Here is a 25,388-nt window from a genome sequence, read left to right as displayed (position 1 = left end):
TATCAGAGGTCCCAATCAAGACTTCTAAACGATATCGCTTCCTTTATGTGAACAGGCTTGATTTCATCTGAATGCTCAACATCAGCAATTGTTCTTGCTATTTTTAAAATCTTTGAATAGCTTCGTGCTGATAGACCAAGGTTTTCAACAGCCATTTTCAAAACATTGTGGGAATCATCACCTATTTTACAATACTTCTTAATCTGTTCGGCATTCATCTGAGCGTTGTAGTTTATAGGCTCATCCTTGAAACGCCTCTTTTGAACCTCAACAGCGTCTTCTACCATAGCCCTCATGCTTTTTGAATCAAATGAATCATTCTCATAGGCCAGCTTTTCATAATCAACCTCAGCCACATTCACCTGAATATCGATTCTATCAAGAATCGGACCGGAAATCTTACTGCGGTATTTTTTGATCTGAGCAACACTACAGCTACAATTCTTCTTCTTTGATCCATAATATCCACATGGACAGGGATTCATGGCAGCAAGCAATAGAAATCGGGCTGGATAGGTAATCTTTGCGTTGGCTCTTGAAACGCTAATTACACTATCCTCAAGCGGTTGTCTTAAGGCTTCTATAACATTACGCCTAAACTCAGGAAACTCATCCAAAAACAACACACCGTTGTGGGCAAGTGTGATCTCGCCGGGCATAGCATTAATTCCGCCACCTATTAAACTAACATCGCTTGAGCCTGAATGCGGAGATCTGAATGGCCTTTTGACTACTATAGGATTTTTCTCATCAAGCATACCACAAACACTGTATATTTTTGTTGACTCAATAATTTCATCATAGCTCATCGATGGCAGTATGGTTGGAATCCTTTGGGCAATCATACTTTTTCCCACACCAGGAGGACCCACAAGCAAAAGATTGTGAAAACCAGCAACGGCAATTACAGCTGCCCTTTTTACCTTCATCTGCCCTTTAACCGACGAAAAATCCACATCGTATTCAGCTTTTTTAACAAAATCCTCTATATTGATTGAGTAAGGATCTCTTTGGACCTCACCACTTAAAAAAGACAGCACCTCAAGCAGATGGTCAAAACCATACACTTCAGCACCGCTTAAGGCAGCCTCAGATTTATTTAGATTGCAAACAACCAATTTTAAGTTTTGTTTTCTTGCTAAAACACCTATAGGAAAAACACCTTTTATGGGCTTCAGCGTTCCATCAAGCGAAATTTCAGCAGCAAAAAGATAACCATCAACATCAAAGGTTTTATTCAAAGCAAGACCTGCAAGTCCAAGTGCAATAGCTAAATCAAAACCTGAACCCTGTTTTTTAATATCAGCAGGTGTAAGACTGATTGTGATTTTTTTGGGAGGCAGTTTTATGCCGCTATTTGATAGAGCATGAATTGCTCTGTCCTTACTTTCTTTGGCAGCACCTGTTGCAAGGCCTATGATATTGATAGATGGCAAACCCCTTACGCCATCAACCTCTATACCTATTTCAACAGCATCTATACCAACGATCGCAGCACTTTTTAGCCTTATAAACATTACTGCACCCTGATTTTAACCTCAGGCGACGGCTTACTTTCCTGCCCAAATTTATCAACTGCCTTAACATAGTAATAGTATGTTGTATTTTTTGACACATCATCATCTGTATAGTAAGTGTTCTCGGTTATTGCTATTTTTTGCGTCAAAATAAGAAAATGCCTTCTAAAAACCTCGTATTTAACAGTATCGGGTGAACCCTTTGACCAGCTTAAAACAACCTTGGAGCCCACCTGTTTTACAGAAATACCCGTTGGCGGCTCTGGCAGCGGTTTTGTTTTGAATGCATAAACCTTTGAAGGTTTGCTTTCAAGGCCATCCTTATCAACACTGGTAATGTAGTAATAATAGATCTTTCCTGCATCAAGTCCCTTATCAACATAACTCAACTTTGATGATGGCACCTCACCCACCAGACCAAATGAGCTGTTATCAGGGCTTCTATAGATTCTGTATTTTACCACATCAGGTGTCATCGACGGCCACCAGTATATCGTCAACTGACCGGCGCCAGTTGGGGTTGCAGAAAGGTTTGATGGAGGTGCAGGTTTAAATTTTGTTGTTGCACTAACAACAGCTTCAATATCACCTTCAACACCTTTATAATTGACTGAGACTACAGAGTAATAATATGTTGTCCCATCCTTTAGATTTTTGTCTATAAACATCGTATTTACATATCCATTAACACGCCCTACCTTTTTGAAAGGACCATCCTTTTTCAAAGAGCGATATATATTGTATGCAACAACCGTATCATCAGCCGGGGGCTGCCATCGTAATACAACCATTCTTGCAAGTCCACCTGTTGCATGTATGACAGTCGGTGATTGAGGCGGGGGAAGAGTTCTGGCAGAAACAATTTTTCCTGCAGGACCTATACCATTTTTTGAATAAACAACAACCTTGTAGTAATAAATCGTATTATCTTCAAGGTGCTTCAAAAAACCGCCGTTATCAACATATGAGGTTTTAAGTTTATCTGGTATGGTTGCAATTTTTTCAAATGGACCATTGATCGAACCAGCCCTATAAACAATATAACCCTCAACCCTTTTATCGTTTACAGGATTCCATTGAAGACCTATGCTTCTGATACCACCTTTTGCCACAATACCACTTACAACAGGCAGAGATGTCACAACAGTTGGAGCCTTACTTATTGTGGAGCAGCTTGACAAAAGCAAAACAGCCATAAAAAAAGCCATAAATTTTTTCATTTCCACCCCCTATTTATTATACTCATCATATCTTCAGGTAACTTTGAATAAAACACCATCATCCTTTCTTTAGATGGATGAACAAAACCAAGCTTAAATGCATGTAACGCCTGCCTTTCTATCTCTTTGCTTTTTTTTGAATACACAACATCCCCCAATAAAGGGGCATTTAAATATTTCATATGCACCCTGATTTGATGGGTTCTACCTGTAAACAATTTAAACATAACAATGTCGTATTTTTCAAGTCTTTTGAGAACTTTGTATTCTGTTTTGGCGTTCTTACCCTTTTCAGACACACAAAATTTCTTTCTATCCTTAGGATGCCTTGCAATAGGTTTATCCACGATACCATGGTCTTTTTTTAGATGAGTCGATGTTATACCTATATACCTCCTATCGATTGTATGCTCAAAAAACTGCTTTGATAGATAAAAATGCGCTTTTTCACTTTTTGCAAGTACAATTACACCGCTTGTATCCTTATCTATTCTATGCACCACACCGCCCCTCAAAGGCGCTCCTATACCCGACAGCTTAATCCCCATATAAAGCAAAGCTGAAATTACGCTAACCTCTTCTTTTGCTGCACCTGGGTGAACAACAAAACCCGCAGGTTTATCAACAACCACCACATCATCATCCTCGTATAATATTTTAATTGGTGCTGGCGCTGGCTTAACCGATACCTCTTTAGGCTTGGGAAAATCGATAATTAAACAATCCTGTGATGATAATTTGTAGCTCTTCTGAATCTGTTTATCACAAACCCTTATAAGGCCTTCTTTTATCCATTGTTGAATCTGATTGCGTGGAATATCCAAAATTTCACTTAAGACTTTATCGATTCTTTTACCAATATAGATACCATCTATTTTGTCAATGACAACGGTTTTTTCAATTGACGGCATTTTCATAAAGCTGCTGAATAGTGGGCTGAATCGTTTCAAGGTCTTGCGGATTTTTTGGTGGTCTTGAAAGCATCTGAATAATATCGCTGCTGACACCTTTGGGGATGGGAAATGTTTCTATTGGCTTACTCGCCAAAGCATTAGACATAAACTTTATCCAGATGGGCAATGCCGCTCTTGCACCTGTTGCACCCCTAAAAATTATTCTGTTGTCATCATAACCCACCCAGACGCCGCATACAAGTGATGGAGAATACCCTATAAACCAGGCATCCCTGTAGTTGTTGGTTGTACCTGTTTTTCCTGCAAGCGGCCTTTTGATAACCCTTGCTGCCCTACCTGTCCCATATAGAATAACATTTCTAAGCATTCCCGTTAGAATATAACCATCTATCGTATCAAACACCCTTTTTAGCTCAGGCTTTGCTTTATAGATAACATGCCCGTATTTATCGACGATCTTTGTAATAAAAATCGGCTTTGGCAGAAGCCCATAATTGTCAAAGGCTGCATAGGCTCTAACCATTTCAATGGGCTTAACACTCAAAGAACCAAGAGCAATTGATAAATTATGAGGAATTTTTTCCTTAATACCCAATTGATGAGCCATTCTTATAACATTCCCTATTCCAACGCTGTTTAAAAGATTGATTGTGGCAACATTAACAGAGTGCACAAGAGCATACATAAGGGTAACCGTGCCGTGAAACACCCTTTCATAATTTTGTGGCCTCCATTCTCTGCCGTTAAATCTGAAAACAACGGGCTGGTCAGCAATTGTATCATCTGGTAGATAGCCTTCTGTTAAAGCAGTTAGGTAGATAATCGGTTTAAAGGAGCTTCCAGGCTGCCTCAAAGCCTGCAATGCCCTGTTAAACTGGCTTTGTGAATAATCAAAACCGCCAACTAAGGCTTTTATAAAACCTGTTTTTGGATCCATAGCAACTAAAGCTGCCTGCAGTCCATCGTATTTCTTTTTAATAGACAAAATGCCGCTTTTTACAGCTATGAAGGCAAAACGCTGTAGTTTGCTATCTAAAGTCGTATAAACCTTTAAACCGCTCTTATAAACCACTTCCTCACCAAAGCGCTTAATCAACCAGCTTCTTATGTAATCGGTAAAATAGGGCGCTATAATCAAACCAAACAGGTTGGCTGTGGGTTTTTTTAATATGATTTTAGCATTCATAGCCCTCTTAAACTGAGCAAGCGAGATAAAGTGATTCTCATACATTCTTTTTAACACATAAACAGTTCTTATCCTTGCCAGTTTTGGATGCTTGTATGGATTGTATCTGCTTGGTGCTGCAACAAGACCGGCTAAAAGCGCACTTTGAGTGATAGTGAGTTTTGAAGCATCAGTGTTAAAGTAGGTTTTTGCTGCTGCCTCAACCCCCCATGCACCCTCACCAAAATAAACGGTATTTAAATACAGCTGCAAAATCTGATCCTTTGAAAGTTCTTTTTCCAGTCTGTAGGCAAGCATAATCTCCTTTATTTTTCGTGAAATTGTTCTTGATGGTGTCAGATATATATTTTTAACAAGCTGTTGAGTTATTGTGCTTCCACCCTGCACAACCCTGCCCTTTATAATGTCAACAGCAAGAGCCCTTAAAATACCAACAAGGTCGATAGCTCCATGCTCATAGAATCGTGCATCCTCTGCAGCTAAAATTGCATATCTCATCCATGGAGAAATTTGCTGTAATTTTACGGGGATTCTATTTTGAAGCCCAAACTTTGCAATGAGTTTACCATCGGCTGAATAAACCTCTGTGGGCAGTGGCAGCATCTTTACACTTACAATCCTATTAAAATCACCCCGAATACTCACATACAACGAACCAATATAAACAGCACCAACAATCACACCCACAACAACAATTATAGAAAATAGATATAAAAAAAACCTAAAAATAGCCCTAAACAGCTTTTTCATTGCAACCTGATGTCATAGTCAAGGAAAATATCTGTATCCAGCCATGCAAATTTAGCTTCTTTTTTGAGAATAATTTTTAGATAGTATTCTACACCAGTTAATGAACCCTTCTGAGCCTGAATAATCGCCTTTGCAACATAGCTGTTAAAAAAGTTTGTGCCTTTCAAAATAGACTTTGTGAAAAAGTTATCGGCAATGTCAGGATACCCACTCAAAAGATATGCAACGCCCAGCTTATAATAATCAGATGCAGAATATTCTGTCAGATTATACAAAGCCTGATACGCTTTTGCAGGTTTTCTATCAATCAGATAAACCGTTGCCATAAGCCGCTTTATAAAATCGATATTGTAGTTTTTAAAGAAAAACTCACACAGAGTTTCAAGTGTCTCTGGATTCCACTTCAAATGCATCCACTCCTCAAAAGGTTGATTAATATACAGATAATCAACATCCATCGACAGAGCTGCCCTAAATAGTTCAAACACTCGTCTGTTGTAATCACCAAGTTTATTTAGTTTAGCACGATTAAAATTCTCCTTATTGAGTATATAGCTAACAAAAATATCAAGGTCTTTTAGCTTCTTCATTGCATCTGAAGCCAAAGACTTCGTGCGACGAGAAAATGCGTTTAAATATTTCATGCTATCCATATGCTTACCTTCAATCTGACTAACGATAAACATCCCCAGATAAGGCAGAGGAAAAGCCTCATATCCGTTAATTAGTTGGAGAAAAATTGTTTTTGCCTCATCAATTTTAAAGTTTTTTAAATCAAGCAGGGCAACATCGTATAAAATCAAAGGGTTTGTAGGCACTTTTTTAAGAGCCATTTTGTAGTATGCAAGTGATTTTTTATAATCTCCAGATATATAAAAATTCTTGGCATATTCGGTTAACAAAACAGCCTCAGAAAATACCGCAGCTTTGGATAACTCCTCTTTAGCCTGCTTTGGCAAACCTATGCTTTTATAAACCTGACCCAACTTTATAAACGGATTCGCTTTAGCTGATGGCAAATCGACCGGCTCAAGGTAGGATGCAAGTATTTGGGCTGCAAGCATATAGTTAAATGTTGAACGCAATAGATAGCTTTCAAGGCTTAATGGGCTTCTTACTTTGGGAATAATCTTAAAGTTATCATAGCAGCTTAGCTTTTTTAAGCCATTCAGCTGCAAAAACGAGTTGGCTGCTTTGAATTTATTTTGTTTGAAAAGCAAAAAGAAGCCTAAATAGTTTTTGCATGCAATTTTGCTAAAATCCATGTAATACATCTTATTTAAAAGAGCCGTTGCTTTATTATACTGACTGTTTTGCACATACAGCAGGGCAAGGTTGTAGTAAATACTACCAAGCGGATACAATCTCAAAGCCTTTATAAAATAATCCTCAGCCTGCTTTAGTTTGTTTTGTTTCAAAAGCAAATCGCCTGCAAGTGAATAAACAAGCGGCGAATCTTTGTAATGATCTAAAAGTCTAAAAATATCATCGGCTTTATTGTTCTTCACAAAATCGTAATATGTCTCCATGAGCTTTAAATCATCACTATCTACACCTTTTTGTCTTAGAATCTCTATCATCTTCAAAGCGTTGTTGTAGTCTGAAACAGCCATATAAACCCTGAAAAGATTTACATAACCTTCGATATAGTCTGGATTGTCGTGAACGGCAAGCAATAGATAATCCCTCGTTTTATCAAACAGATACTCTTTTGCCTTTTTTAAATCGCCAAGCAAAAGATAAACATACCCTATACCGTAGTAGGAGACATAAAGATCGATTGTTGCCTGCTTAAGCTGATTAATTGCCTGTCTATATAAACCCTTTTGTTGAAGTCTCATGGCGTTGATAAAATGCACATCCACAATAGGGTTGTATTTTTCTGGCTGTGAGGGTTTTGGTTTGGGTTTGGGTTTGGGCTTTGGTTTTTTTGCTATATGTTCTACCTTTTTTGGTTTGGGTGGTGGTGGTTTTGGTTTTAGAAGAAAAAAATAGGCTGCTGCTATAATAGCAACAACTACCAAAGCAGCAGCCACAATTAAAGGAAGCTTGTTTTTTTTCTTTAAAGACTGTTCTTGAAGCTCTTCCTTTTCTTCTGTACTTTCCTCTTCAGGCTTTTCTTCTAACTGTTCCTCTTCCTCTTGACCACTTTGCTCCTCTTCATCCTCTATAACTATAACTTCTTCGTCTGTTTCTAAATTTTTATCTTTTTCCTCATCAGCCATGGCTTATTTATTGAATTTTCTCTATAAAGGCTTTCAATCGAGCCATACCCTCTTCAATATCTTCAAGACTTGTAGCAAACGATACTCTCATAAATCTATCATCACCAAAGGCTATGCCTGGCACTGTGGCAACATGGGCATGCTCAAGCAAAAGCGTGCAGAAATCCATGGAATTTTCAATCTTTTTGCCCTCATAACTCTTTCCAAAGAAACTTGAAATATTAGGGAATACATAAAAGGCACCCTTTGGCTTATAACAGCTTATACCCTCCATGCCATTCAATGCACCAACAATATAATCCCTTCTTTTTTCAAACTCCAACCTCATCTTTTCAACACTATCCTGTGGACCTTCCAATGCCTCCAATGCTGCAGTCTGGGATATACATGTTGGATTTGAAGTGCTCTGAGACTGCAATTTTATCATTGCGGCAATAATATCTTTATCACCACAGGTATAACCGATTCGCCATCCAGTCATTGAATATGTCTTGCTTACACCGTTAACAACAAGTGTTCTTTCATAGGCATAATCAGATAGCGTTGCAATACTTACGGGCTTATAACCATCAAATACTATATCCTCATATATCTCATCAGAAACAATCCATAAATCATGTTTTTGAGCAAGCTGGGCGATATCTTCAAGCTGCTGTTGAGTGTATGTTGCACCGGTTGGATTGGTAGGATTGTTTATCCAGATCATCTTTGTGTTTTCTGTTATCTTTGCCTCTACATCATCAACAGTTGGCACAAATCCGTTTTCCTGCTTTGTATCAACAATTATCGGCGTAGCACCTACATAGCTTACAATAGCTTCATAGGTTACCCAGTAAGGAGATATAATTATAACCTCATCCGGGGGCTCGAGCATAACTGCGGCAATGTTGAAGAGGGCATGTTTTGCACCAACTGAGATACAAACATTTTCCCTTTTATATTCAAGATTGTTTTTAACTTTTTCTTTCTTGGCAACGGCATCTCTTAATTCATTTATACCACCTGCTGCAGTATACTTTGTAAAACCCTCAGCTAAAGATTTTATTGCGGCCATCTTTATATTATCTGGTGTATCAAAATCCGGCTCTCCTGCTGAGAAGTTAATAACATTAACACCGTTTGCCTTAAGTTCTTTAGCCTTTGCACTGATTCCTATTGTCATGGATGGTTGAATTAATCCGATTCTACTGTTGAGCTTTGCTTTAGACATCTACCCTCTCCTTTCTTCAAGTTTTTTATTCATCGCTTCAATAACCACACCAGGCACAAACTTAGAAATATCGCCGCCGTTAAAAAATACATCCTTAACAATGGAGGAGCTTAAAAAAGAGTATTTTATATACGGCATAAGATAAACCATTTCAACCTCTTTATTTAGACGCCTATTCATAAAAGCCATCTGCAATTCATATTCAAAATCAGAAACTGCCCTCAAACCTCTAACGATAACCTTGGCATTCACCTCTTTTGCAAAATCAACCAACAAACCCTTTATCCCCTTAACCTCAACACCACTTAAATCAGGCTCCTCATCAACAACCCTTTTTGTCAACTCAACCCTCTCATCAAAATCAAACATCGGCATTTTACTGGCATTAATCGCAACAGCAACAATAACATGGTCAAAAATCTTGCACGCTCTTTTAATTATATCCAAATGACCGTTTGTAATGGGATCGAATGTCCCAGGCACAATAGCTATGCAATCATTCATCTTTCACCCCAAAATAATCAAGCGTATTTTTACCAAAACTTCTGCTTTTAATTTTCTTAAATCTTCCAAATCGATCATCAAGCGGTTTATACTTATCATGTTCAACACACACAATAGCATTTTGATTGATTTTTTCAAATAGCTCTACTAAAAATTCTTTAAGGTTAAAATCATAAGGTGGATCTACATAAACAAGGTCAGCCCTATCTAAAACCGGATCATCCAAAAAACGTCTCGCATCGATCTTTTTAACAGTTGCATTACTAAATGGCTTGACATTGTTTCTTATCAGCTCAACACTTTCTGAAGAATTATCCACAAAAACAACCTCTTTTGCGCCTCTTGATAATGCTTCAACACCAATCGAGCCACTTCCAGCAAAAAGGTCTATAAATACACTTTCCTCCAAAAGCCCCCTCACTGTATCAAAAAAAGATTTTCTTACGATACTGCGAGTAGGCCTTAGGTATCTGTTTCTTTTATATTTTAATTTCTTATATTTATAAGCTCCTGCTATTACTCTCATGACAGACTCTTAACAATCCCCTTACATTCAATTTTTTAGCTAATTTAATATACACAATCTCGTTGGGATTTCCAGATTTTTTTTCATTACCATCCCTATCAAAAATTCCTTTTACAGTTATTTTTTCAATGGATAAGTCCTTTCCAAATACCTCATATTCACCCACACTCAACCTATCCCTGACAGCCACCCTTGCCACATTACCATCGATTTCTTCTACAACACCAACAAATCTGCAATTCCTGATATAGCCCGAGCTTTTTGTGTATTGCCACACATCGTTTTTATAAAAACCCAGACAGTACGGTCTGTGGCTCACTCTTTCTAACTCCTTTAAATAGAATTCAAGCTTGCTATCTATAGTTCCTCCACTAAGAATTGTATTCAAAGCATCCCTATACACAGCTACAACAACGGCAACATAATAAATGCTTTTCATTCTCCCTTCAATTTTGAGAGAGCTTACCCCTGCTTTTATCAATTCATCCAGAACAGGCAAGGCGCATAGATCGCAGGAATTAAAAACAAAACTACCCTCGGGGTGCTCTTCCACCTCAAAATGCTCATTCGGCCTTTTCGACTCAACGATTGTATATCTCCATCTGCAACTTTGAGCACAATCTCCTCTATTTGCACTTCTTTTTGTCATAAACGCAGACATAAAGCATCTACCGGAATATGCCATACACATCGCCCCATGAACAAAAGCCTCAAGCTCAAGGCTACAATTTCTTTTAAAATCTTTAATATCGTCAATTGAAAGCTCTCTTGCAAGGATAACCCTTTTAACCCTAAACCTTTTTAGCATTTTGGCAGCATAACTGTTTGTAATATTCGCCTGAGTGCTAATATGGATATCTATATCGCTGTTATTGTAAATATAACTCAAAACACCTAAATCTGAAACAATCACACCATCAGGCTTAAATCTATTCAAAAAACCTACTATCTTTTTCAACTCTTCAAAATCTTTATCAAACAGATAGGCGTTCAATGTTAAGTAGAGTTTTTTGTTTTTCTCTCTTACAAATTCAAGTGCTTTAATATACTCATCGAACGATAGATTCTTTGCCCTTGAGCGCAATCCAAATCTTTTCAATCCACTGTAAACGGCATCTGCTCCATAGTTTATAGCTGTTTTAATTTTTTCTAAATTTCCCGCTGGAGCCAACAGTTCAACCATCGCTGCAAACTTATCATACTTTGGAAAGATTAGAAAGTTATTTGTTCGGTTTTACGCCGTAGTAGTGAAGCGCATAGTCCATAATTTTTGCAAACAGTGGTGCGGCAACCTCGCCTCCATAAATTCCACCCTTCTGGGGCTTAAAAATAGATACAACCACAACAAAACGGGGCTTTTTAAACGGTGCAAAACCGGCAAATGATGCTACATACTCATGCTGATATTCACCCCTGAAGGCAATCTGGGCTGTACCTGTTTTTCCAGCAACATTATAGTCTTTCAGTGCGGCTCTTTTACCCGTTCCATAAAGCACAACTTTTCTTAAAATCGATTTTACCTTTTCTACCGTTGATGGTTTAAGGATTCTGTGTTTTTCCAATTTATATCTTATTGCTTGCGAATCTGAGATAAGGCTTTTCATAAAATGCGGCCTGACAAGATACCCGCCATTTGCTATGGCTGAATAGATACGGGCAAGCTGAATCTCTGTAACGCCTATACCCTGACCAAACGCCATTGTAGCAAGATCTACATCGCCAACATTGAAAATATCTTTAACGATTCCTTCTGCCTCGCCATTTAAATCAACGCCTGTCTTAAAACCCACACCAAATTTATAAAGATACTTATAAAACAGCTTTTTGCCTAATTTTAAGGCTATTTTTGCGCTGCCAATATTACTTGAATACACAAATACATTATCAAAGCTTAAATATTTAAATCTATGAACATCATGAATCACTTTATTCTTGATTTTATACCGCCCTTTATTGCAATATATGATTTCATTACCTTTAAAAACACCAGAATCTAAAGCCGCTGACATCGTCACAACTTTAAATACACTGCCAGGCTCAAACACATCAGTTATACACCTGTTTCTAATGTCGCTATATTTAAACTTATAAAAAAAATTATTATTATAAAACGGATATGAATCCATGGCAATTATAGAACCATCGAAAGGGTTCATTACAACAACCATACCGCTTTTTGCCTGATGTTTTAATACCGTATCTTTTAAGGCTATATGCACAAAATCCTGAATATCTTTATTGATAGTTGTGGTTAGCTTATCGCCACCCTTTGGGGCAATTGAGGTTTGAGTTTTTAAGTTATCAAAAAACACCCTTTCCTTTAATACTGGTGCTTCAAGATATTTATTATAATACCTTTCAAGCCCTTCAGCACCTTCACCGTTTTTATATCCTCTGTAGCAGAAACCAACAATATGTGCCGAAAACTCACCATCGGGGTAAAACCTCTTATAATTTTTAACAAATCCAAAAGACCTCAAAAAATTTGGATTGTATTTGAGTTTTCTAAACTGATTAAGTGTTATGTTTCTTTTAAGAATAACAAATCTTAAACTTTTATACTTATTTATAACACCCAAAACATATCTTTTTTTAAGCGAAAGAACAGTTTCTAAATCCTCAAAAAACGCATCTTTTTTAAACTCAAACAGCGGATCGTCGCCATATTTTTCATTTAATCTATTAAAAAAAACAGGGTCCACAAACAGCTCAAACGAAGGATAACTGATTGCAAGAGCTCTATGATCGGCATCGAAGATCTCTCCTCTGTAGCCCTTTACAACAACATTTCTTGATAGATTTTCAATATACTGGTTGAAGTAGTAGCGATGTTTTATAATTTGAATATAAAAAGCACGTCCAACTGCAATGATAAAAAGAAGAGTTATAATGAAAACGATAAAGTTGAGTCTTACCCTATTCAATGGATAATTTCTATCTGATTATCTTCTGCCCAGTTGATATTGCCTTCGTTTATTAAATGAGCCGACGAAAAAACGGTCATTCTATATTTATCAAGTTGCTGTTTTTCAAGCATAAGTTTATGCAGTTGCTCAACCTTATAATTGATTTGATGTTTTGTTCTGGCAATCGTTATGTTCTGCCATGCAACAATATACACAAGTAGCACAAATATGCCACTGAATATAATATAAGACGGATGAACAAATACGCCTACTATGCTGATCTCATTTGTTTTTGTTGTATCTATATTTTCTAAAGCTTTAACCTTAGCATAATCAATCATTATCCGCCTCCTTTGCTATCTTTAAAGCACAACGCATCTTTGCTGACCTAGCCTGCCTGTTTTTCAAAATCTCCTTTTTTGATGGATAGATGGGTTTTTTTGTAAGTGGCCTAATAATACCTTTCTGCTTAAAATTACGCAGTGTGTTTTTAACAATCCTATCCTCAAGTGAATGAAACGAAATCACACAGATGCTACCACCGATCTTTAATCTCTTTATCGCAGCTTTTAGTCCACCCTGTAGGCTTTCAAGCTCATCATTGACAACTATACGCAGAGCCTGAAAACTCCTTGTTGCAGGATGGATTTTTCTTGAAAAATGCCTTGGCACAGTGTCCTCTATCAACTCTGCAAGTTGTTTTGTTGTATGGATCGGTCTGTGTTTAACAATCTGTTTTGCTATCCGTTTTGCAAATCGTTCCTCTCCATAAACCCTTAAAATCTTCTCCAGTTCATCTTCCCTGAAGCTGTTTATGATTTCTGATGCCGTTAGAGAGCTCCTTTTATCCATTCTCATATCCAGCGGTGCATCGATATTAAACGAAAACCCTTTTTTTGACTTTAGTTGATCCAAGGAGACGCCAAGATCCATAACAACACCATCAACCTCTTCAAAACCCAGACTATTAAGTACTTCGTCAAGTTTTACAAAATCCTCATGCACCAATATTAATCGATCCTGATAAATAGACTTTAATGTCTCTGTAGCATGCTTTATTGCATCCTCATCCTTATCAAATGCAATAACAATTCCCTTAGGCGAGGAAAGCTTTAAAATTCTGCTTGTATGACCTGCCGCCCCCAGCGTCATATCTACATAGACACCACCGGATTTTGGCTGTATTATCGCCATAAGCTCTTCGGTTAATACGGGTTTATGCAGCATCAGAATATTCCTAATTTTTCAATCTCTTCTGCTAACTCTTCCTGGGCATCCTTAAGGGCTTTGGATTCATCCATCCAGCGATGCTTTGCCCAGATCTCTATGTGGTCAAGGTTTCCCAACACAACAACATCCTTATCTATTTCCACATCGTCTCTTAAAAGCTGAGGAATATGTATTCTACCCTGTCTATCTATAGAAACATCTACAGCTGATGAGAAAAACATGCGTTTAAACCGTCTTGCGGCTTTGTTTGTGAGGGGCAATTGTGAGGCCTTCTTTTCTAACTCTTCCCACACATCATAGGGGTAGGCATAGATACAATCATCAAAAACCGTTAAAACCAGTGTGTTCTGGTTGCGGTTTTTTAAAACCTCTTTAAATCGGGGAGGAACCTTAACCCTTCCCTTATCATCTATTGAATACTCAAATCTACCCCTAAACATCCACTTTCACCCACAATTACCCACTTTTTATCCAATTAATATATCGGTTGTCAAGCAAAAAAATTAAATAAATCTAAATAAAAACTTTTCCTTGAAAATTGTGGCAAAAATTCTTATAAACTCGCTGGGAGGTGAAAAAATGAACTACAACAAGGCATTAGAGTTATTGCATGAATACACAAAAAGCGAAAACCTTTTAAGGCATGCGTTGTGTGTCGAAACAGCCATGCGATGCTATGCCAAGAAATTTGGTGAAGATGAGGAAAAATGGGCAATCACCGGACTTCTGCACGATTTTGATTATGAAAAATATCCCGATGAGCACCCCTACAGAGGGGCTGAGATTCTAAGATCTATGGGCGTTGAAGAGGAAATTGTTGAGGCAATTTTAGGACATGCCAATTATACTGGTGTAAAACGCACTACCCTGCTTGCAAAAACATTGTTTGCTGTTGATGAGTTAAGCGGATTTTTATACGCTTATGCGCTTGTTAGGCCAACAAAAAACCTAAAAGATGTAAAGCTTAAGTCTATAAAGAAAAAGCTTAAGGATAAGGCTTTTGCAAGGGGTGTCAACAGGGAGGATATAACAACAGGAGCTGAAGAGTTAGGGGTTGAGCTTGACCAACACATTCTTTTTGTTGCTCAATGCCTCCAAAACAACGCAAAAGCTTTGGGATTAGAAGAATAGAAAGAGGGGTGGATTTATGGCTGAAATGGTTGCTACAAATGAATTTAGAAGGGGTTTGAAACTTGAAATCGACAACGAACCATACGAGATTGTGGATTATGAGCATGTAAAGCCGGGCAAAGGTCAGGCTTTTGTAAGGGTAAAATTAAAGAACCTCAAAACGGGCAATGTTGTTGAAAAAACCTTCAAATCCGGCACGAAGCTGCAAAAAGCAGAGGTCGAAGAAAGGCAGATGCAGTATTTATACAGTGATGGTGATGGCTACCACTTTATGGACTTAACAAGCTACGACCAGATCAGTATACCACCCGATGTAATGGGTGATGCAGCCAAATTTATACAGGAAAACAAAGAGGTAGGCGTATTGTTATACAACGGCTTGCCTATAGGCGTTTCATTGCCAAACTTTGTTGAGCTAAAAATAGTTGAAACAGAACCCGGTTTTAAAGGGGATACAGCAGCAACAGGCACAAAACCAGCAACCCTGGAAACAGGAGCCGTTGTTCAGGTGCCGTTTTTTCTAAAAGAGGGCGATATAATAAAGATCGATACAAGAACAGGCGAATATGTAGAGCGCATAAATAAATGAAATCACTGACAAATCCGTTTGTTTTACTGTTTGCCGTAGCTTTGGCTCATTTTGTGAACGACTGGTATTCTCTGTTGATTGCACCAGCAATTCCGCTTTTAAAAAAACTTTATAAGATAAACTACTTTCAGGCAGGCTTACTGCTGAGTCTGCCTTATTTTTTATCAGCTGTTTTACAATCTCCCATTGCCCATTTCTCAGAAACTTATGCAAAACGCAAGTTAACCTTAATCGGCGGTTTTTTGATACTTTCTCTATCGTATTTTCTTTTTTTTTTTTTAAATAGCTACTATTCATCCCTGTTTGCCACAGTTTTAATAGGCGTGGGGCTTGGAAGCTACCACCCTCAGGGTATGGGTATTCTAAGCAGTGTTTTTAAGGAAAGAAAAGGAATGGCAATAGGCTTAAACGGAATTGGAGGTGCATTAGGGTATTTTTTTGCACCTATAAGCATGGGCTATCTACTTGCCCACTACGGAAAACAATCGTTTCTTATTGTATCAATTCCTGGTGTTGTTATAGCCTTTATTCTTTTTGTTCTTGTGAAAATAGAAGAAGAACCTATACGCTCACCGTTTCGCGCAACACTGTCAAAGCAGCTGATAATGCTTGGCATTGTAGCTATAGTGATTCCTTTTTTCTCAAGGGGCATAACCTCTTTTCTACCGGCATACTTCTACTCTCTGGGTAACAATATCCTCAATGCTAACCTGAAGGCATCCGTAATGCTGCTTGCCGGTATGGTAGCTCAACCCTTGGGCGGTGCCATATCAGATAAAATAGGAAGAAGGCAAACTATATCGATCAGTTATTTCATGATGGGCGTATTTTTGATGCTTTTTATTCTAAAGCCAAGCCTTGTTTTTCTGTTCTTTATGGGATTTTTTATGTCACTGTCGATACCTGTAAGACATGCATTTGCTGCTGAAATCGGTGGCAAAAAAGTCAATTCCAATATAGCAGTTGTCTTTGGAATGGTTATGATTGGCTCATCTGTTGCACCGGCTATTCTTGGAAGCCTGATCGATAACTTTGGATTCAAAGCGGCATTTGGGTTTAATATAGCTATAGCAATAGCTGGCAGTTTGCTTGTATGGATAATTAAACCACAATCGCAGGAGGCACAATGATTCTTAAGGGTTTTAAGGATATTCTTCCTGAAGATATAGACAAATGGCATAAACTTGAACATAGCGCAAGAAAAGTGCTGGAATCATTTGGCTATAAAGAGATAAGAACGCCTATTTTAGAAAAAACGCAGCTATTTGCACGGGGTGTAGGTGAGGCAACAGATATTGTGGAAAAAGAGATGTATACCTTTGAGGATAGAAGTAAAGAGTCGGTTACGCTAAGACCTGAAGGCACAGCTGGTGTTGTCAGGGCGTTCATTGATAACAACCTTTATGATACACCACTTAAGCGTTTTTACTATATAGGCCCGATGTTCAGACATGAAAGGCCACAGAAAGGCAGGCTGAGGCAATTTCATCAGATAGGTGTTGAGGTTTTTGGTATAGAAAAAGCCGCCGTTGATGCAGAAATAGTTATGGTCAACATAAAACTATTGTCTGAGTTAAATATCAATGATTATACGATAGAAATCAACAACATTGGCTGCCCTGTTTGCAGACCTGAGTTTAGTAAAAAACTCAAAGAGTATTTTGAAAAGCATTACGATAAACTCTGCGATGACTGCAAAAGAAGACTCTACAGAAATCCATTGAGGATTCTTGATTGCAAGAATAAAAACTGCTCAGCAATAGCCAGAAATGCACCAAAGATCACAGATTCTGTATGCGAAAACTGCAAAAATCATTATAAAGAGGTCAAACAACACCTTGACTTTCTTAAAATACCATACAAAGAAAATCCCTATCTTGTAAGGGGTCTGGATTACTACACAAAGTTTGTTTTTGAGATAAAAACAGACAGATTGGGTGCTCAGGGTACGATTTCAGCTGGCGGCAGATACGATAATCTGATTGAACAGCTGGGCGGAAAACCAACAAGCGGTATTGGATTTGCAGCTGGATGTGAGAGACTGATAGAACTTATGCCTTTAGCTGATACCAAACCTATAGTGTTTTACATAGCAAATTTAGGTGTTGATAGCTATGCTTTAGAGATTTTAAAAACAGTATCCGAGATTGGCGCTACCTATGTTGAATTTGAAAACAAAAGCCTAAAAGCAATGATGAAAAAAGCAAATAAAATAAAAGCACGATTTGCAATAATCGTTGGAGAAAATGAGCTTAAAAACAGAGAGGTGGTTTTAAGGGATTTAAGTAATTCAACACAAAAGACTCTAAAATTCGATAATATCGTTGATGAGGTGAAGAAATGGCTGTAGGAAACCTAAAAAGAACCCATTACTGCGGTGATGTATCAACAAAGGATATTGACAGAGAAGTAGTGTTGTTTGGATGGGTGCAAAACTGGCGCGATCACGGTGGTGTTATCTTTATAGACTTGAAGGATAGAGAGGGTATAGTTCAGATTGTTTTTGATCCAAGTGTTGATAAAGAGATTCATCAGATGGCCTCAAAACTCAGAAGTCAATACTGCATCGGCATAAAGGGAACCGTTAGACACAGACCTGAAGGGACTGTTAATCCAAATCTCAAAACCGGTGAGGTTGAGGTTGTAGCCCATACACTCAAAATTTTTAGCGAATGCGACAATCTTCCATTCCCTGTTGAGGAATATGTAAATGTCAATGAGGAAATTCGTCTAAAGTATCGCTATTTAGACCTAAGAAAACCCCACATGCAGAGGAATCTAATCATCAGATCAAAAGCGGCTTTTGCAGCAAGAAAATACCTTAACGAGCAGGGTTTTATAGAACTTGAAACACCTGTTCTGACAAAAAGCACACCTGAGGGTGCAAGGGACTTTCTTGTGCCAAGCAGATTGTCGCCAGGTAAATTTTACGCTCTGCCCCAATCACCCCAGCTTTTCAAACAGCTGCTTATGGTTTCTGGTTTCGATAAATACTATCAGATCACAAAGTGTTTTAGGGATGAGGACTTAAGAGCTGACAGGCAACCTGAGTTTACACAGATCGACCTTGAGATGAGCTTTGTTGAGGAAGATGATGTAATTGAAGTAACAGAAGGCATCATTGCAAGTGTTTTCAAAGAAACGATAGGTATCGATGTTAAACCACCATTTAAGAGGATAACATACAAAGAGGCCATAGAGCGATTTGGCTCAGACAAACCGGATATGAGATTTGAACTTGAGCTAAAAAAACTAACAGACATTGTTGCGAATACAAGTTTCAAGGTATTTAAGGATGTGGTGGATAAAGGTGGCATTGTTTATGGATTAAACGCCAGGGGTTGTATAGACTTCTCACGAAAAGAGATCGATGATTTAACAAAATTGGTTGCCGTCTATGGAGCAAAAGGCCTTGCCTGGATAAAGGTAAAGGCAAACAACGAACTTCAATCTCCCATCGTAAAGTTTTTCTCACAAGGAGAAATCAACGCCATACTTGAAAGACTTGATGCAAAAGCAGGGGATCTACTGTTCTTTATGGCTGATACACCAAAGGTTGTATTTGATTCTTTAGGAGCTTTAAGATTGGAAATTGCAAGAAAACTCAATCTAATAAACGACGATGAGTTTAACTTTGTATGGGTTGTTGATTTTCCTTTATTTGAATGGAATGAGGATGAAAACAGGTGGGAAGCGATGCACCATCCATTTACATCGCCAAAAGAGGAAGACCTGGAATTTTTAGAAACAGACCCTGCTAAGGTCAGGGCAAGAGCATACGATATAACGCTAAATGGTGTTGAGATTGGCGGAGGCAGCATCAGGATTCACAGAAGCGATATTCAGCAGAGGATGTTCAGGGCACTGGGAATCTCTGATGAGCAGGCAAAGATTAAGTTTGGATTTTTGATAGAGGCCTTAAAATACGGTGCACCGCCCCATGGTGGTCTTGCCATAGGCTTTGATAGGCTTGTGGCTTTAATCTTGAAAGAAAAATCGATCAGAGAGGTTATTGCATTTCCAAAAACGCAAAAAGGCGTTTGTATGCTTACAGATGCACCAAGTGAGGTTGACCCCAAACAGCTGGATGAGCTGTCTATAAAGCTTAAGAAAATTAAAAAAGGCTAATATAAAATGGTGGGCGGTACAGGTGTCGAACCTGTGACCTCTTGCGTGTGAAGCAAGCGCTCTTCCGCTGAGCTAACCGCCCACTTGCTCTTTTAAAATAGTCAAAACCTCATCCTTTGTCAATAATTTAGCATAAATTTACTAAAAATACTTGAAAGCAGTAATGCTTTTTTGTAGGATTAAAGCATGAACTTAACTAAAATTTTGGTTGGTGTAGTTTTCCTCCTCTTTTCTATTAACGCCCATGCATTCACAACCTATATCGTTAAAAAAGGTGACACCCTAATAACCATCGCAAAAAAATTAAACATATCTCCAAAGCTTATCAAAGAAGCCAACCCCAATGTTAACTGGTTAAAAATTAAGCCTAACGATACAATAAAGATTCCATTTGTCGTTGGCGGGGTAGCTGTAGAGTTATCAAAACCAAACGAAGAAGAAAAAAATAAAAATAAGAAACCAAAAAATATCTATATCATCAAAAAAGGCGATTCGTTGCTAAAAATTGCCCACACTCTAAACTATTCCTACAAAGAAATCAAAAAGCTCAACCCCAATGTTGACTGGTCAAAAATAAAGCCTGGGCAGAAGATTCTACTACCATCAAAGCACTTAGTAGCCAAAAAAACACCAAAACCCGGTGAAATTGGTGATGGCTATTATATTGTGGCAAAGGGTGATACATTAAACAGCATTGCAAAAAGATTTGGATTAACCTTAGAAAAGCTTATGCAGCTAAACCCCGGCGTTGGCAAAATAATAAGACCGGGTGATTTAATAGTTATTCCAGGGGATCTGGCTAAAAAAATCATGCTAAGCAGAAAAGAAAACTTATTCATACCACCAAAATATCTACTTTACTCGCAAGTCTATAAAGTCAAAAAAGGCGACACTCTATGGAAAATAGCAAAAAAATTCAATACAAGCATAGATATTATAAAAACAATCAACGACATTGATGGCCGATATTTGCGGGTTGGCCAGGTTTTATTTGTGCCAAGCTTAAATTTGAAGGAAAGTGAAAAGCTTAAACTGAGGTATTCAATAATTATGCAGGAAAGGCATGCACTTATCAGGTATGCTGAACGATTTATAGGTGCACCGTATCGTTTCGGTGGAGACAGCCTGAAACACGGAATAGACTGCTCAGCCTTTGTCCAAAAGATCTATGCAAAATTTAAAATCCGTCTTCCAAGAACTGCCGAGGAGCAATACAGGGTAGCTGGTGTTCCTGTATCTATTAAAAGATTGCAGCCAGGCGATCTGTTATTCTTCCACACGCTAAATTACGCAAGGGTAACACATGTTGCCATCTATATAGGCAACGGAAAGTTTATTCATGCCGCAGGCAGGCGTAGCGGCGTAAAGATTTCGCACTTCAGTAAATACTACTGGAGGCGTTTTGTCGGCGCAAAAAGGGTTTTAGGAATAGATACCCGATATGCTTATAATCGGGGTAGATCCGGGTAGTTCCACAACAGCCTGCGGAGTTATAGAAACCACCACAAAACATATAGAATTTGAAGTGTTAAAATTAAAGAGAAATCTCAATGAAGTAGAAAAAATTATGAACGTTTTTGAATTTATCAAAAAGACAATAGAAAACTACAATCCAGAGGAGTTTGCCATCGAAACACCATTTTACTCGGTCAATATTAAAACGGCGATGATTCTAACGCAGATAAAAACAGCAGCCATTATTGCGGCAAGATTGTTGAATATTCCTGTTTATCAATACACGCCCAGACAGATAAAACAGGCAATCTGTGGATATGGTGCTGCAGATAAAAAACAGATAAAATTTGTTGTGGAAAAAACACTCAAAATCGATTTATCAAGCCAACCATACGATGTATCAGATGCAATAGCAGTGGCATTAACCCACATCTATGTTAGAGGTCTTTAAGATATCGGTTGCAAGCATGCCACAGGCTGCGTTAATTTCAGAGCCTTTAGACTGCCTGACTGTTACAAAAACGCCTTTTTTTCTAAGATAACTGGCAAATTCTTCGATGGTTTCCTCTTGCGATGGCTCAAAATCAGTACCAATTAAGTCGTGCTTGTTGAGGGGAATGATATTAATTTTGCATCTAAACCTTCCAGAGAGTTTAACAAGCGCCTTTGCATCCTTATGAGTATCATTCAAACCTTTAATCATAACATACTCAAATGTTATGCGTTTCCTTCTTGGTAGCGGGAAATCTGCAAGAGAATTTAAAACCTTCTCTACTGGATAGGCTTTGTTTATCGGCATAATCAAGCTTCTTTTTTCATTATCGACACTATGTAAAGATAGAGCCATATTGATATAAGGTAGATCTTTTTTTAGTCTTTCTATACCTTTCACAATACCGCAGGTTGAAAGTGTGATACGCCTCTTTGAGATAGATAGCCCCATCTCATCCATCAAAATCTTTATCGATTTAGTGGTATTTGAGTAATTATCCAGCGGTTCGCCCATACCCATATAAACAACATTGGCTGTTTTTAAATTGTTATCTTTTAGGATGAATCTAACCTGGGCTACAATCTCAGAGGCTGTCAGGTTTCTTTTAAATCCCATTCTACCTGTGGCACAGAATCTACAGCCCATTCTACAGCCAACCTGTGTTGATACGCATATTGTAAACCTGCCTCTGGTCATGGGAATTAGAACGCTTTCAATAAAAGAGTTATCGATAAGTTTGAATATATATTTTATTGTTCCGTCGCCTGAAACCTTTTTTACTTTAACTTCAACTGGGTAGATATAAAAAAACTCCTTTAGTTGATTGCGCATCTCTTTTTTTAATGTGGTAATTTCATCAAAGCTGTCGATGCGTTGCTTATAAAGAAAACCAAAGATCTGATCGACTCTGTATCTTTCCCATCCAAATCCTATAACTATACTTTCAAGCTCATCCCTGGTTAAACTTAAAATATCAATCATAGTATAAAAAACACCTTACAGCATAATTCCCTTTTCTTAAAAGCTCTGGCTTCTTATTTCTGCAAATCTCTTTAGCATAAGGGCAAAACTCATAAAAGCTACAACCACTACCACTATCATTCCTCTTTGTTGTTTCACCGTTTATCAACGATTTTGTATATGGATGTTTTGCATCTTTTAAACCAACAAGCTCCTCAACAATCTCGCCTTTATAAATCACATATATCCTATCGGATAAGAAATTGACCAACCTTATGTCGTGTGACACAAACACAAAGCCATACTTTCTCTGTCTATTTATTTCAACCAAGTTAGAGACTATTTTAACCTGCGTTGATATATCCAGAGCACTTGTAAACTCATCAAAAACAATATAATCTGCCTTCTCCATGCATAACGCCCTAACAATTGCAGCTCTCTGCAACTCCCCACCGCTAAGCTGAGAAGGGTACTTATGCAGCAATTCCTCTTTTAAAGAGACAAGAGAGCATATATGAAAGATCCTTTCAAGATCATTAGTAGCCTCTTTTATAGCATCGATAACCTTATAAAGTGGATTGATGCTTGTTGCTGGATCCTGAAATACAATACCCACTCTTCCCCTTTTGCTTTTTATGTTTCTTTTTGTTATATATTCTCCATCGATTTTAATACTACCACTGCTTGGTAGCTCAAGCAGACTCAAAATCCTACATAGAGTTGATTTTCCTGCACCGGATTCACCAACAATACCAACATGCTCGCCTTTTTCAATAAAAAGGGAGGCGCCTTTTAAGGCGTCTATGTATTTTTTGGAAAAATAGGAGCCCTTTTTGTAGCGTTTAGAGACATTATCAAGCTTTATCACTAATCCTTCAAACCCAAAACCTGCTCAATCTTTTCCTTCAATACATTTGGTGTAAATGGCTTAACGATGTAGTTGTTCACTCCAGCTTTTAGGGCAGTGATAATGTCTTCTTTGGCTGCCTCTGTTGTAACCATAATAATAGGAACATCATCAAACTTATGGTCAGCTCTGATCTTTTTAACAAATGTCAATCCGTCCATAACGGGCATATTCCAGTCTGTGATTATTAAATCCACCGGATTTTGCTGCAGTATATCCAAAGCTTCTTTGCCGTTTTCAGCCTCAAGAATCTCATCGCCATAGCCGATTCTCTTTAAGGTATTCTTTATAATCCTTCTCATTGTGGAAGAATCATCAACAGTTATAATCTTCATTTCACCTCACCCCTTTGCATTTGCTTTATTATTTCTTCAACCTCTTGATCTATTTTTTCCTTATCATCTTCATCAACAATTGTGTGGGCAACCCTTGCCCTGGGTCTATCTTCAAATGAAGATGCAAACCAGTTGTTTAAATAATCATGCAACGCTTTAATAACGGCTATAACCCGCTCTATCTTCTGTCTTGTAATATCCTGAAACTGCAATATATCCATAGCCTCAAATGTGTTATCTCTTACAATGTTAATTTTTTCCTCAATGGAATTGAGAATATTTATTATATTTTTGAAATATTCGTAGTTATTTTTTACGGAAGTCTTAGGAAAATGCTCAACAAAGAAATCCATAAACTCCTTATGCTTATTTACATAGGGCTTTATAGTCTCAATCAAGTTTTCTATCTCATCAACCTCAGCTGAAATTGTTTCAAGCCTTTCAAAGAGTTTGTTGACCTTTTCCTCACTTTCCTTGTTAATTTCATCAAGTCTATCTATTACTCTATGCTCCTGAGGGGGAAGTCTTACACCTCTGAGTTTTTCTGCCTCCTCATCTTCTGTTTTTTCCTTTTTTGATGGCATTGCCTTTTCTTCTATCTCTTCTTCCTGCTTTTCAACAAACTCATCAATAATATCTTCAACGCTATCGTCTTTATCCTGCTTAAAATCAGCAATTAAAGCATCAATTTCACTTTGAGTATCAGCCATATCAACCCTCCGAAGCATTAGGTACAAGGGATACCTGTATAGCAAATTTACCTTCTTCAGACTCAAAAGGAATAACTATCGTTGGGGTTCCCTTGGGAGATGCTATAGTATGATTTTTGCCTATAACAACATTGGGCACAGAAATCTTAAGTTTTACCCCCTTATCGGAAAAGATCTTTTTTGCCCTACCGGCAATCATGTTTGTTATCTCACCAATTGCATCAGCAGTATCTGCATCTATACCAACAACCTCTTCTCCGGTGAAGTTGCTAACGATCTTTAATGCAACTTTTCTTGGAAAAGACAGAGCAATTGAGCCTACAGCCTCACCGGTTATACCTATAACTCCACTTACATCGTATTCAACAGAGTTATCTTTCTTTAACATCAATTGACCCCTTTTTGGTGTTATCATGGCAACAGTATCCAGTATTTCTTCTGTAGCCTCTATAAAGGGGTTAATCCATTCAACGCTCAGTTTTGCAGACATCA

The 25,388-nt window shown here is 37.9% G+C and carries 25 protein-coding genes and 1 tRNA gene; 7 read left to right on the top strand and 19 right to left on the bottom strand.

Features of this window, described 5'->3' with window-relative positions:
• Window positions 1-2: 2 nt before the first annotated feature.
• From EK17_RS04000 to mraZ, 13 genes are read right to left on the bottom strand one after another with little or no spacing between them, the layout of a single operon-like run.
• A complete protein-coding gene (locus EK17_RS04000; RefSeq protein WP_035587665.1) occupies window positions 3-1,517 on the bottom strand; it encodes a YifB family Mg chelatase-like AAA ATPase in 1,515 nt (504 codons plus the stop codon).
• Window positions 1,517-2,737 (bottom strand): fibronectin type III domain-containing protein, encoded by a 1,221-nt coding sequence (locus tag EK17_RS03995; RefSeq protein ID WP_035587664.1) that lies wholly within the window; start codon window positions 2,735-2,737, stop codon window positions 1,517-1,519. Before EK17_RS03995 ends, EK17_RS04000 begins: the two co-directional genes overlap by 1 nt.
• Complete coding sequence (locus EK17_RS03990; protein ID WP_035588055.1) at window positions 2,734-3,648, bottom strand: RluA family pseudouridine synthase; 915 nt, start codon at window positions 3,646-3,648, stop codon at window positions 2,734-2,736. Before EK17_RS03990 ends, EK17_RS03995 begins: the two co-directional genes overlap by 4 nt.
• A complete protein-coding gene (locus tag EK17_RS03985) occupies window positions 3,635-5,587 on the bottom strand; it encodes a penicillin-binding protein 1A (RefSeq protein ID WP_051904411.1) in 1,953 nt (650 codons plus the stop codon). The genes EK17_RS03990 and EK17_RS03985 overlap by 14 nt, the downstream gene beginning before the upstream one ends.
• Window positions 5,584-7,812 carry a tetratricopeptide repeat protein gene (locus tag EK17_RS03980; protein ID WP_035587661.1) on the bottom strand — a complete coding sequence of 743 codons (2,229 nt, stop codon included), beginning with the start codon at window positions 7,810-7,812 and terminating at the stop codon, window positions 5,584-5,586. Before EK17_RS03980 ends, EK17_RS03985 begins: the two co-directional genes overlap by 4 nt.
• 7 nt (window positions 7,813-7,819) lie before the next feature.
• On the bottom strand, window positions 7,820-9,022 hold the full coding sequence (locus EK17_RS03975) for a pyridoxal phosphate-dependent aminotransferase (RefSeq protein ID WP_035587658.1): 1,203 nt from the start codon (window positions 9,020-9,022) through the stop codon (window positions 7,820-7,822).
• Complete coding sequence (coaD, locus tag EK17_RS03970) at window positions 9,023-9,526, bottom strand: pantetheine-phosphate adenylyltransferase (RefSeq protein ID WP_035587657.1); 504 nt, start codon at window positions 9,524-9,526, stop codon at window positions 9,023-9,025.
• Window positions 9,519-10,052 carry a 16S rRNA (guanine(966)-N(2))-methyltransferase RsmD gene (gene rsmD, locus EK17_RS03965; protein WP_051904410.1) on the bottom strand — a complete coding sequence of 178 codons (534 nt, stop codon included), beginning with the start codon at window positions 10,050-10,052 and terminating at the stop codon, window positions 9,519-9,521. The genes coaD and rsmD overlap by 8 nt, the downstream gene beginning before the upstream one ends.
• On the bottom strand, window positions 10,027-11,235 hold the full coding sequence (locus EK17_RS03960) for a peptidase U32 family protein (protein WP_035587654.1): 1,209 nt from the start codon (window positions 11,233-11,235) through the stop codon (window positions 10,027-10,029). Before EK17_RS03960 ends, rsmD begins: the two co-directional genes overlap by 26 nt.
• Before the next feature lie 37 nt (window positions 11,236-11,272).
• Complete coding sequence (locus EK17_RS03955) at window positions 11,273-12,976, bottom strand: peptidoglycan D,D-transpeptidase FtsI family protein (protein WP_035587652.1); 1,704 nt, start codon at window positions 12,974-12,976, stop codon at window positions 11,273-11,275.
• Window positions 12,973-13,299, bottom strand: a complete 327-nt coding sequence (locus EK17_RS03950; RefSeq protein ID WP_035587650.1) for a hypothetical protein — start codon at window positions 13,297-13,299, stop codon at window positions 12,973-12,975. The genes EK17_RS03955 and EK17_RS03950 overlap by 4 nt, the downstream gene beginning before the upstream one ends.
• A complete protein-coding gene (rsmH, locus tag EK17_RS03945; RefSeq protein WP_035587648.1) occupies window positions 13,292-14,185 on the bottom strand; it encodes a 16S rRNA (cytosine(1402)-N(4))-methyltransferase RsmH in 894 nt (297 codons plus the stop codon). The genes EK17_RS03950 and rsmH overlap by 8 nt, the downstream gene beginning before the upstream one ends.
• Window positions 14,185-14,628 (bottom strand): division/cell wall cluster transcriptional repressor MraZ, encoded by a 444-nt coding sequence (mraZ, locus tag EK17_RS03940; RefSeq protein ID WP_035587646.1) that lies wholly within the window; start codon window positions 14,626-14,628, stop codon window positions 14,185-14,187. The genes rsmH and mraZ overlap by 1 nt, the downstream gene beginning before the upstream one ends.
• Window positions 14,629-14,767: 139 nt before the next feature.
• Here mraZ and EK17_RS03935 point away from each other — a divergent pair, with 139 nt between their 5' ends.
• The 5 genes from EK17_RS03935 to aspS are packed head-to-tail and all read left to right on the top strand — an operon-like array spanning window position 14,768 to window position 20,036.
• Entirely contained in the window at window positions 14,768-15,319 is a 552-nt protein-coding gene (locus tag EK17_RS03935) for an HDIG domain-containing metalloprotein (RefSeq protein WP_035587644.1), read from the top strand.
• 25 nt (window positions 15,320-15,344) lie between these two features.
• On the top strand, window positions 15,345-15,908 hold the full coding sequence (gene efp / locus EK17_RS03930; protein ID WP_035588049.1) for an elongation factor P: 564 nt from the start codon (window positions 15,345-15,347) through the stop codon (window positions 15,906-15,908).
• A complete protein-coding gene (locus EK17_RS03925; RefSeq protein WP_035587639.1) occupies window positions 15,905-17,038 on the top strand; it encodes an MFS transporter in 1,134 nt (377 codons plus the stop codon). Before efp ends, EK17_RS03925 begins: the two co-directional genes overlap by 4 nt.
• On the top strand, window positions 17,035-18,258 hold the full coding sequence (hisS, locus tag EK17_RS03920) for a histidine--tRNA ligase (protein ID WP_035587637.1): 1,224 nt from the start codon (window positions 17,035-17,037) through the stop codon (window positions 18,256-18,258). Before EK17_RS03925 ends, hisS begins: the two co-directional genes overlap by 4 nt.
• Entirely contained in the window at window positions 18,249-20,036 is a 1,788-nt protein-coding gene (gene aspS / locus EK17_RS03915) for an aspartate--tRNA ligase (RefSeq protein ID WP_035587635.1), read from the top strand. Before hisS ends, aspS begins: the two co-directional genes overlap by 10 nt.
• Before the next feature lie 7 nt (window positions 20,037-20,043).
• Here aspS and EK17_RS03910 read toward each other — a convergent pair.
• Window positions 20,044-20,118, bottom strand: a tRNA-Val gene (locus tag EK17_RS03910).
• A gap of 104 nt (window positions 20,119-20,222) precedes the next feature.
• Between EK17_RS03910 and EK17_RS03905 the strand changes: the two genes are divergently transcribed.
• Window positions 20,223-21,506: a C40 family peptidase gene (locus EK17_RS03905; RefSeq protein WP_035587629.1), complete on the top strand. Its 1,284-nt coding sequence runs from the start codon at window positions 20,223-20,225 to the stop codon at window positions 21,504-21,506.
• Window positions 21,478-21,942: a crossover junction endodeoxyribonuclease RuvC gene (ruvC, locus tag EK17_RS03900; protein WP_035587625.1), complete on the top strand. Its 465-nt coding sequence runs from the start codon at window positions 21,478-21,480 to the stop codon at window positions 21,940-21,942. Before EK17_RS03905 ends, ruvC begins: the two co-directional genes overlap by 29 nt.
• On the opposite strand, the gene rlmN is transcribed toward ruvC, so the two are convergent.
• Genes rlmN through EK17_RS03875 form a run of 5 tightly spaced genes read right to left on the bottom strand, consistent with a single transcriptional unit; the run spans window position 21,913 to window position 25,386 of the window.
• The gene (rlmN, locus tag EK17_RS03895) at window positions 21,913-22,965 is read right to left on the bottom strand and encodes a 23S rRNA (adenine(2503)-C(2))-methyltransferase RlmN (RefSeq protein ID WP_035587623.1); all 1,053 of its coding nucleotides are present in this window, start codon (window positions 22,963-22,965) and stop codon (window positions 21,913-21,915) included. The genes ruvC and rlmN overlap by 30 nt on opposite strands.
• On the bottom strand, window positions 22,958-23,812 hold the full coding sequence (locus EK17_RS03890; protein WP_035587622.1) for an ABC transporter ATP-binding protein: 855 nt from the start codon (window positions 23,810-23,812) through the stop codon (window positions 22,958-22,960). Before EK17_RS03890 ends, rlmN begins: the two co-directional genes overlap by 8 nt.
• Window positions 23,812-24,186, bottom strand: a complete 375-nt coding sequence (locus EK17_RS03885; RefSeq protein WP_035587621.1) for a response regulator — start codon at window positions 24,184-24,186, stop codon at window positions 23,812-23,814. The genes EK17_RS03890 and EK17_RS03885 overlap by 1 nt, the downstream gene beginning before the upstream one ends.
• On the bottom strand, window positions 24,183-24,896 hold the full coding sequence (locus EK17_RS03880; protein WP_035587618.1) for a hypothetical protein: 714 nt from the start codon (window positions 24,894-24,896) through the stop codon (window positions 24,183-24,185). The genes EK17_RS03885 and EK17_RS03880 overlap by 4 nt, the downstream gene beginning before the upstream one ends.
• Window position 24,897: 1 nt before the next feature.
• A complete protein-coding gene (locus EK17_RS03875) occupies window positions 24,898-25,386 on the bottom strand; it encodes a chemotaxis protein CheX (RefSeq protein WP_035587617.1) in 489 nt (162 codons plus the stop codon).
• Window positions 25,387-25,388 lie beyond the last annotated feature (2 nt).

The sequence above is a fragment of the Hippea jasoniae genome (assembly GCF_000744435.1).
Classification (GTDB): Bacteria; Campylobacterota_A; Desulfurellia; order Desulfurellales; family Hippeaceae; genus Hippea; species Hippea jasoniae.
Note: the sequence above shows the minus strand (reverse complement) of the source record. Positions and strands in the feature narration are given on the sequence as shown.

Bases quoted from the DNA above. Each gene is read 5' to 3' on its own strand.
- mraZ (WP_035587646.1), bottom strand. From the start codon at position 14,628: ATGTTTAGGGGTAGATTTGAGTATTCAATAGATGATAAGGGAAGGGTT.
- EK17_RS03880 (WP_035587618.1), bottom strand. From the start codon at position 24,896: ATGGCTGATACTCAAAGTGAAATTGATGCTTTAATTGCTGATTTTAAG.
- rlmN (WP_035587623.1), bottom strand. From the start codon at position 22,965: ATGATTGATATTTTAAGTTTAACCAGGGATGAGCTTGAAAGTATAGTT.
- EK17_RS03950 (WP_035587650.1), bottom strand. From the start codon at position 13,299: ATGATTGATTATGCTAAGGTTAAAGCTTTAGAAAATATAGATACAACA.
- efp (WP_035588049.1), top strand. From the start codon at position 15,345: ATGGTTGCTACAAATGAATTTAGAAGGGGTTTGAAACTTGAAATCGAC.
- EK17_RS03875 (WP_035587617.1), bottom strand. From the start codon at position 25,386: ATGTCTGCAAAACTGAGCGTTGAATGGATTAACCCCTTTATAGAGGCT.
- coaD (WP_035587657.1), bottom strand. From the start codon at position 9,526: ATGAATGATTGCATAGCTATTGTGCCTGGGACATTCGATCCCATTACA.
- aspS (WP_035587635.1), top strand. From the start codon at position 18,249: ATGGCTGTAGGAAACCTAAAAAGAACCCATTACTGCGGTGATGTATCA.
- EK17_RS03975 (WP_035587658.1), bottom strand. From the start codon at position 9,022: ATGTCTAAAGCAAAGCTCAACAGTAGAATCGGATTAATTCAACCATCC.
- rsmD (WP_051904410.1), bottom strand. From the start codon at position 10,052: ATGAGAGTAATAGCAGGAGCTTATAAATATAAGAAATTAAAATATAAA.
- EK17_RS03885 (WP_035587621.1), bottom strand. From the start codon at position 24,186: ATGAAGATTATAACTGTTGATGATTCTTCCACAATGAGAAGGATTATA.
- EK17_RS03980 (WP_035587661.1), bottom strand. From the start codon at position 7,812: ATGGCTGATGAGGAAAAAGATAAAAATTTAGAAACAGACGAAGAAGTT.
- hisS (WP_035587637.1), top strand. From the start codon at position 17,035: ATGATTCTTAAGGGTTTTAAGGATATTCTTCCTGAAGATATAGACAAA.
- EK17_RS04000 (WP_035587665.1), bottom strand. From the start codon at position 1,517: ATGTTTATAAGGCTAAAAAGTGCTGCGATCGTTGGTATAGATGCTGTT.
- EK17_RS03925 (WP_035587639.1), top strand. From the start codon at position 15,905: ATGAAATCACTGACAAATCCGTTTGTTTTACTGTTTGCCGTAGCTTTG.
- EK17_RS03935 (WP_035587644.1), top strand. From the start codon at position 14,768: ATGAACTACAACAAGGCATTAGAGTTATTGCATGAATACACAAAAAGC.
- EK17_RS03995 (WP_035587664.1), bottom strand. From the start codon at position 2,737: ATGAAAAAATTTATGGCTTTTTTTATGGCTGTTTTGCTTTTGTCAAGC.
- EK17_RS03905 (WP_035587629.1), top strand. From the start codon at position 20,223: ATGAACTTAACTAAAATTTTGGTTGGTGTAGTTTTCCTCCTCTTTTCT.
- rsmH (WP_035587648.1), bottom strand. From the start codon at position 14,185: ATGCTGCATAAACCCGTATTAACCGAAGAGCTTATGGCGATAATACAG.
- EK17_RS03990 (WP_035588055.1), bottom strand. From the start codon at position 3,648: ATGCCGTCAATTGAAAAAACCGTTGTCATTGACAAAATAGATGGTATC.
- EK17_RS03960 (WP_035587654.1), bottom strand. From the start codon at position 11,235: ATGGTTGAACTGTTGGCTCCAGCGGGAAATTTAGAAAAAATTAAAACA.
- EK17_RS03985 (WP_051904411.1), bottom strand. From the start codon at position 5,587: ATGAAAAAGCTGTTTAGGGCTATTTTTAGGTTTTTTTTATATCTATTT.
- ruvC (WP_035587625.1), top strand. From the start codon at position 21,478: ATGCTTATAATCGGGGTAGATCCGGGTAGTTCCACAACAGCCTGCGGA.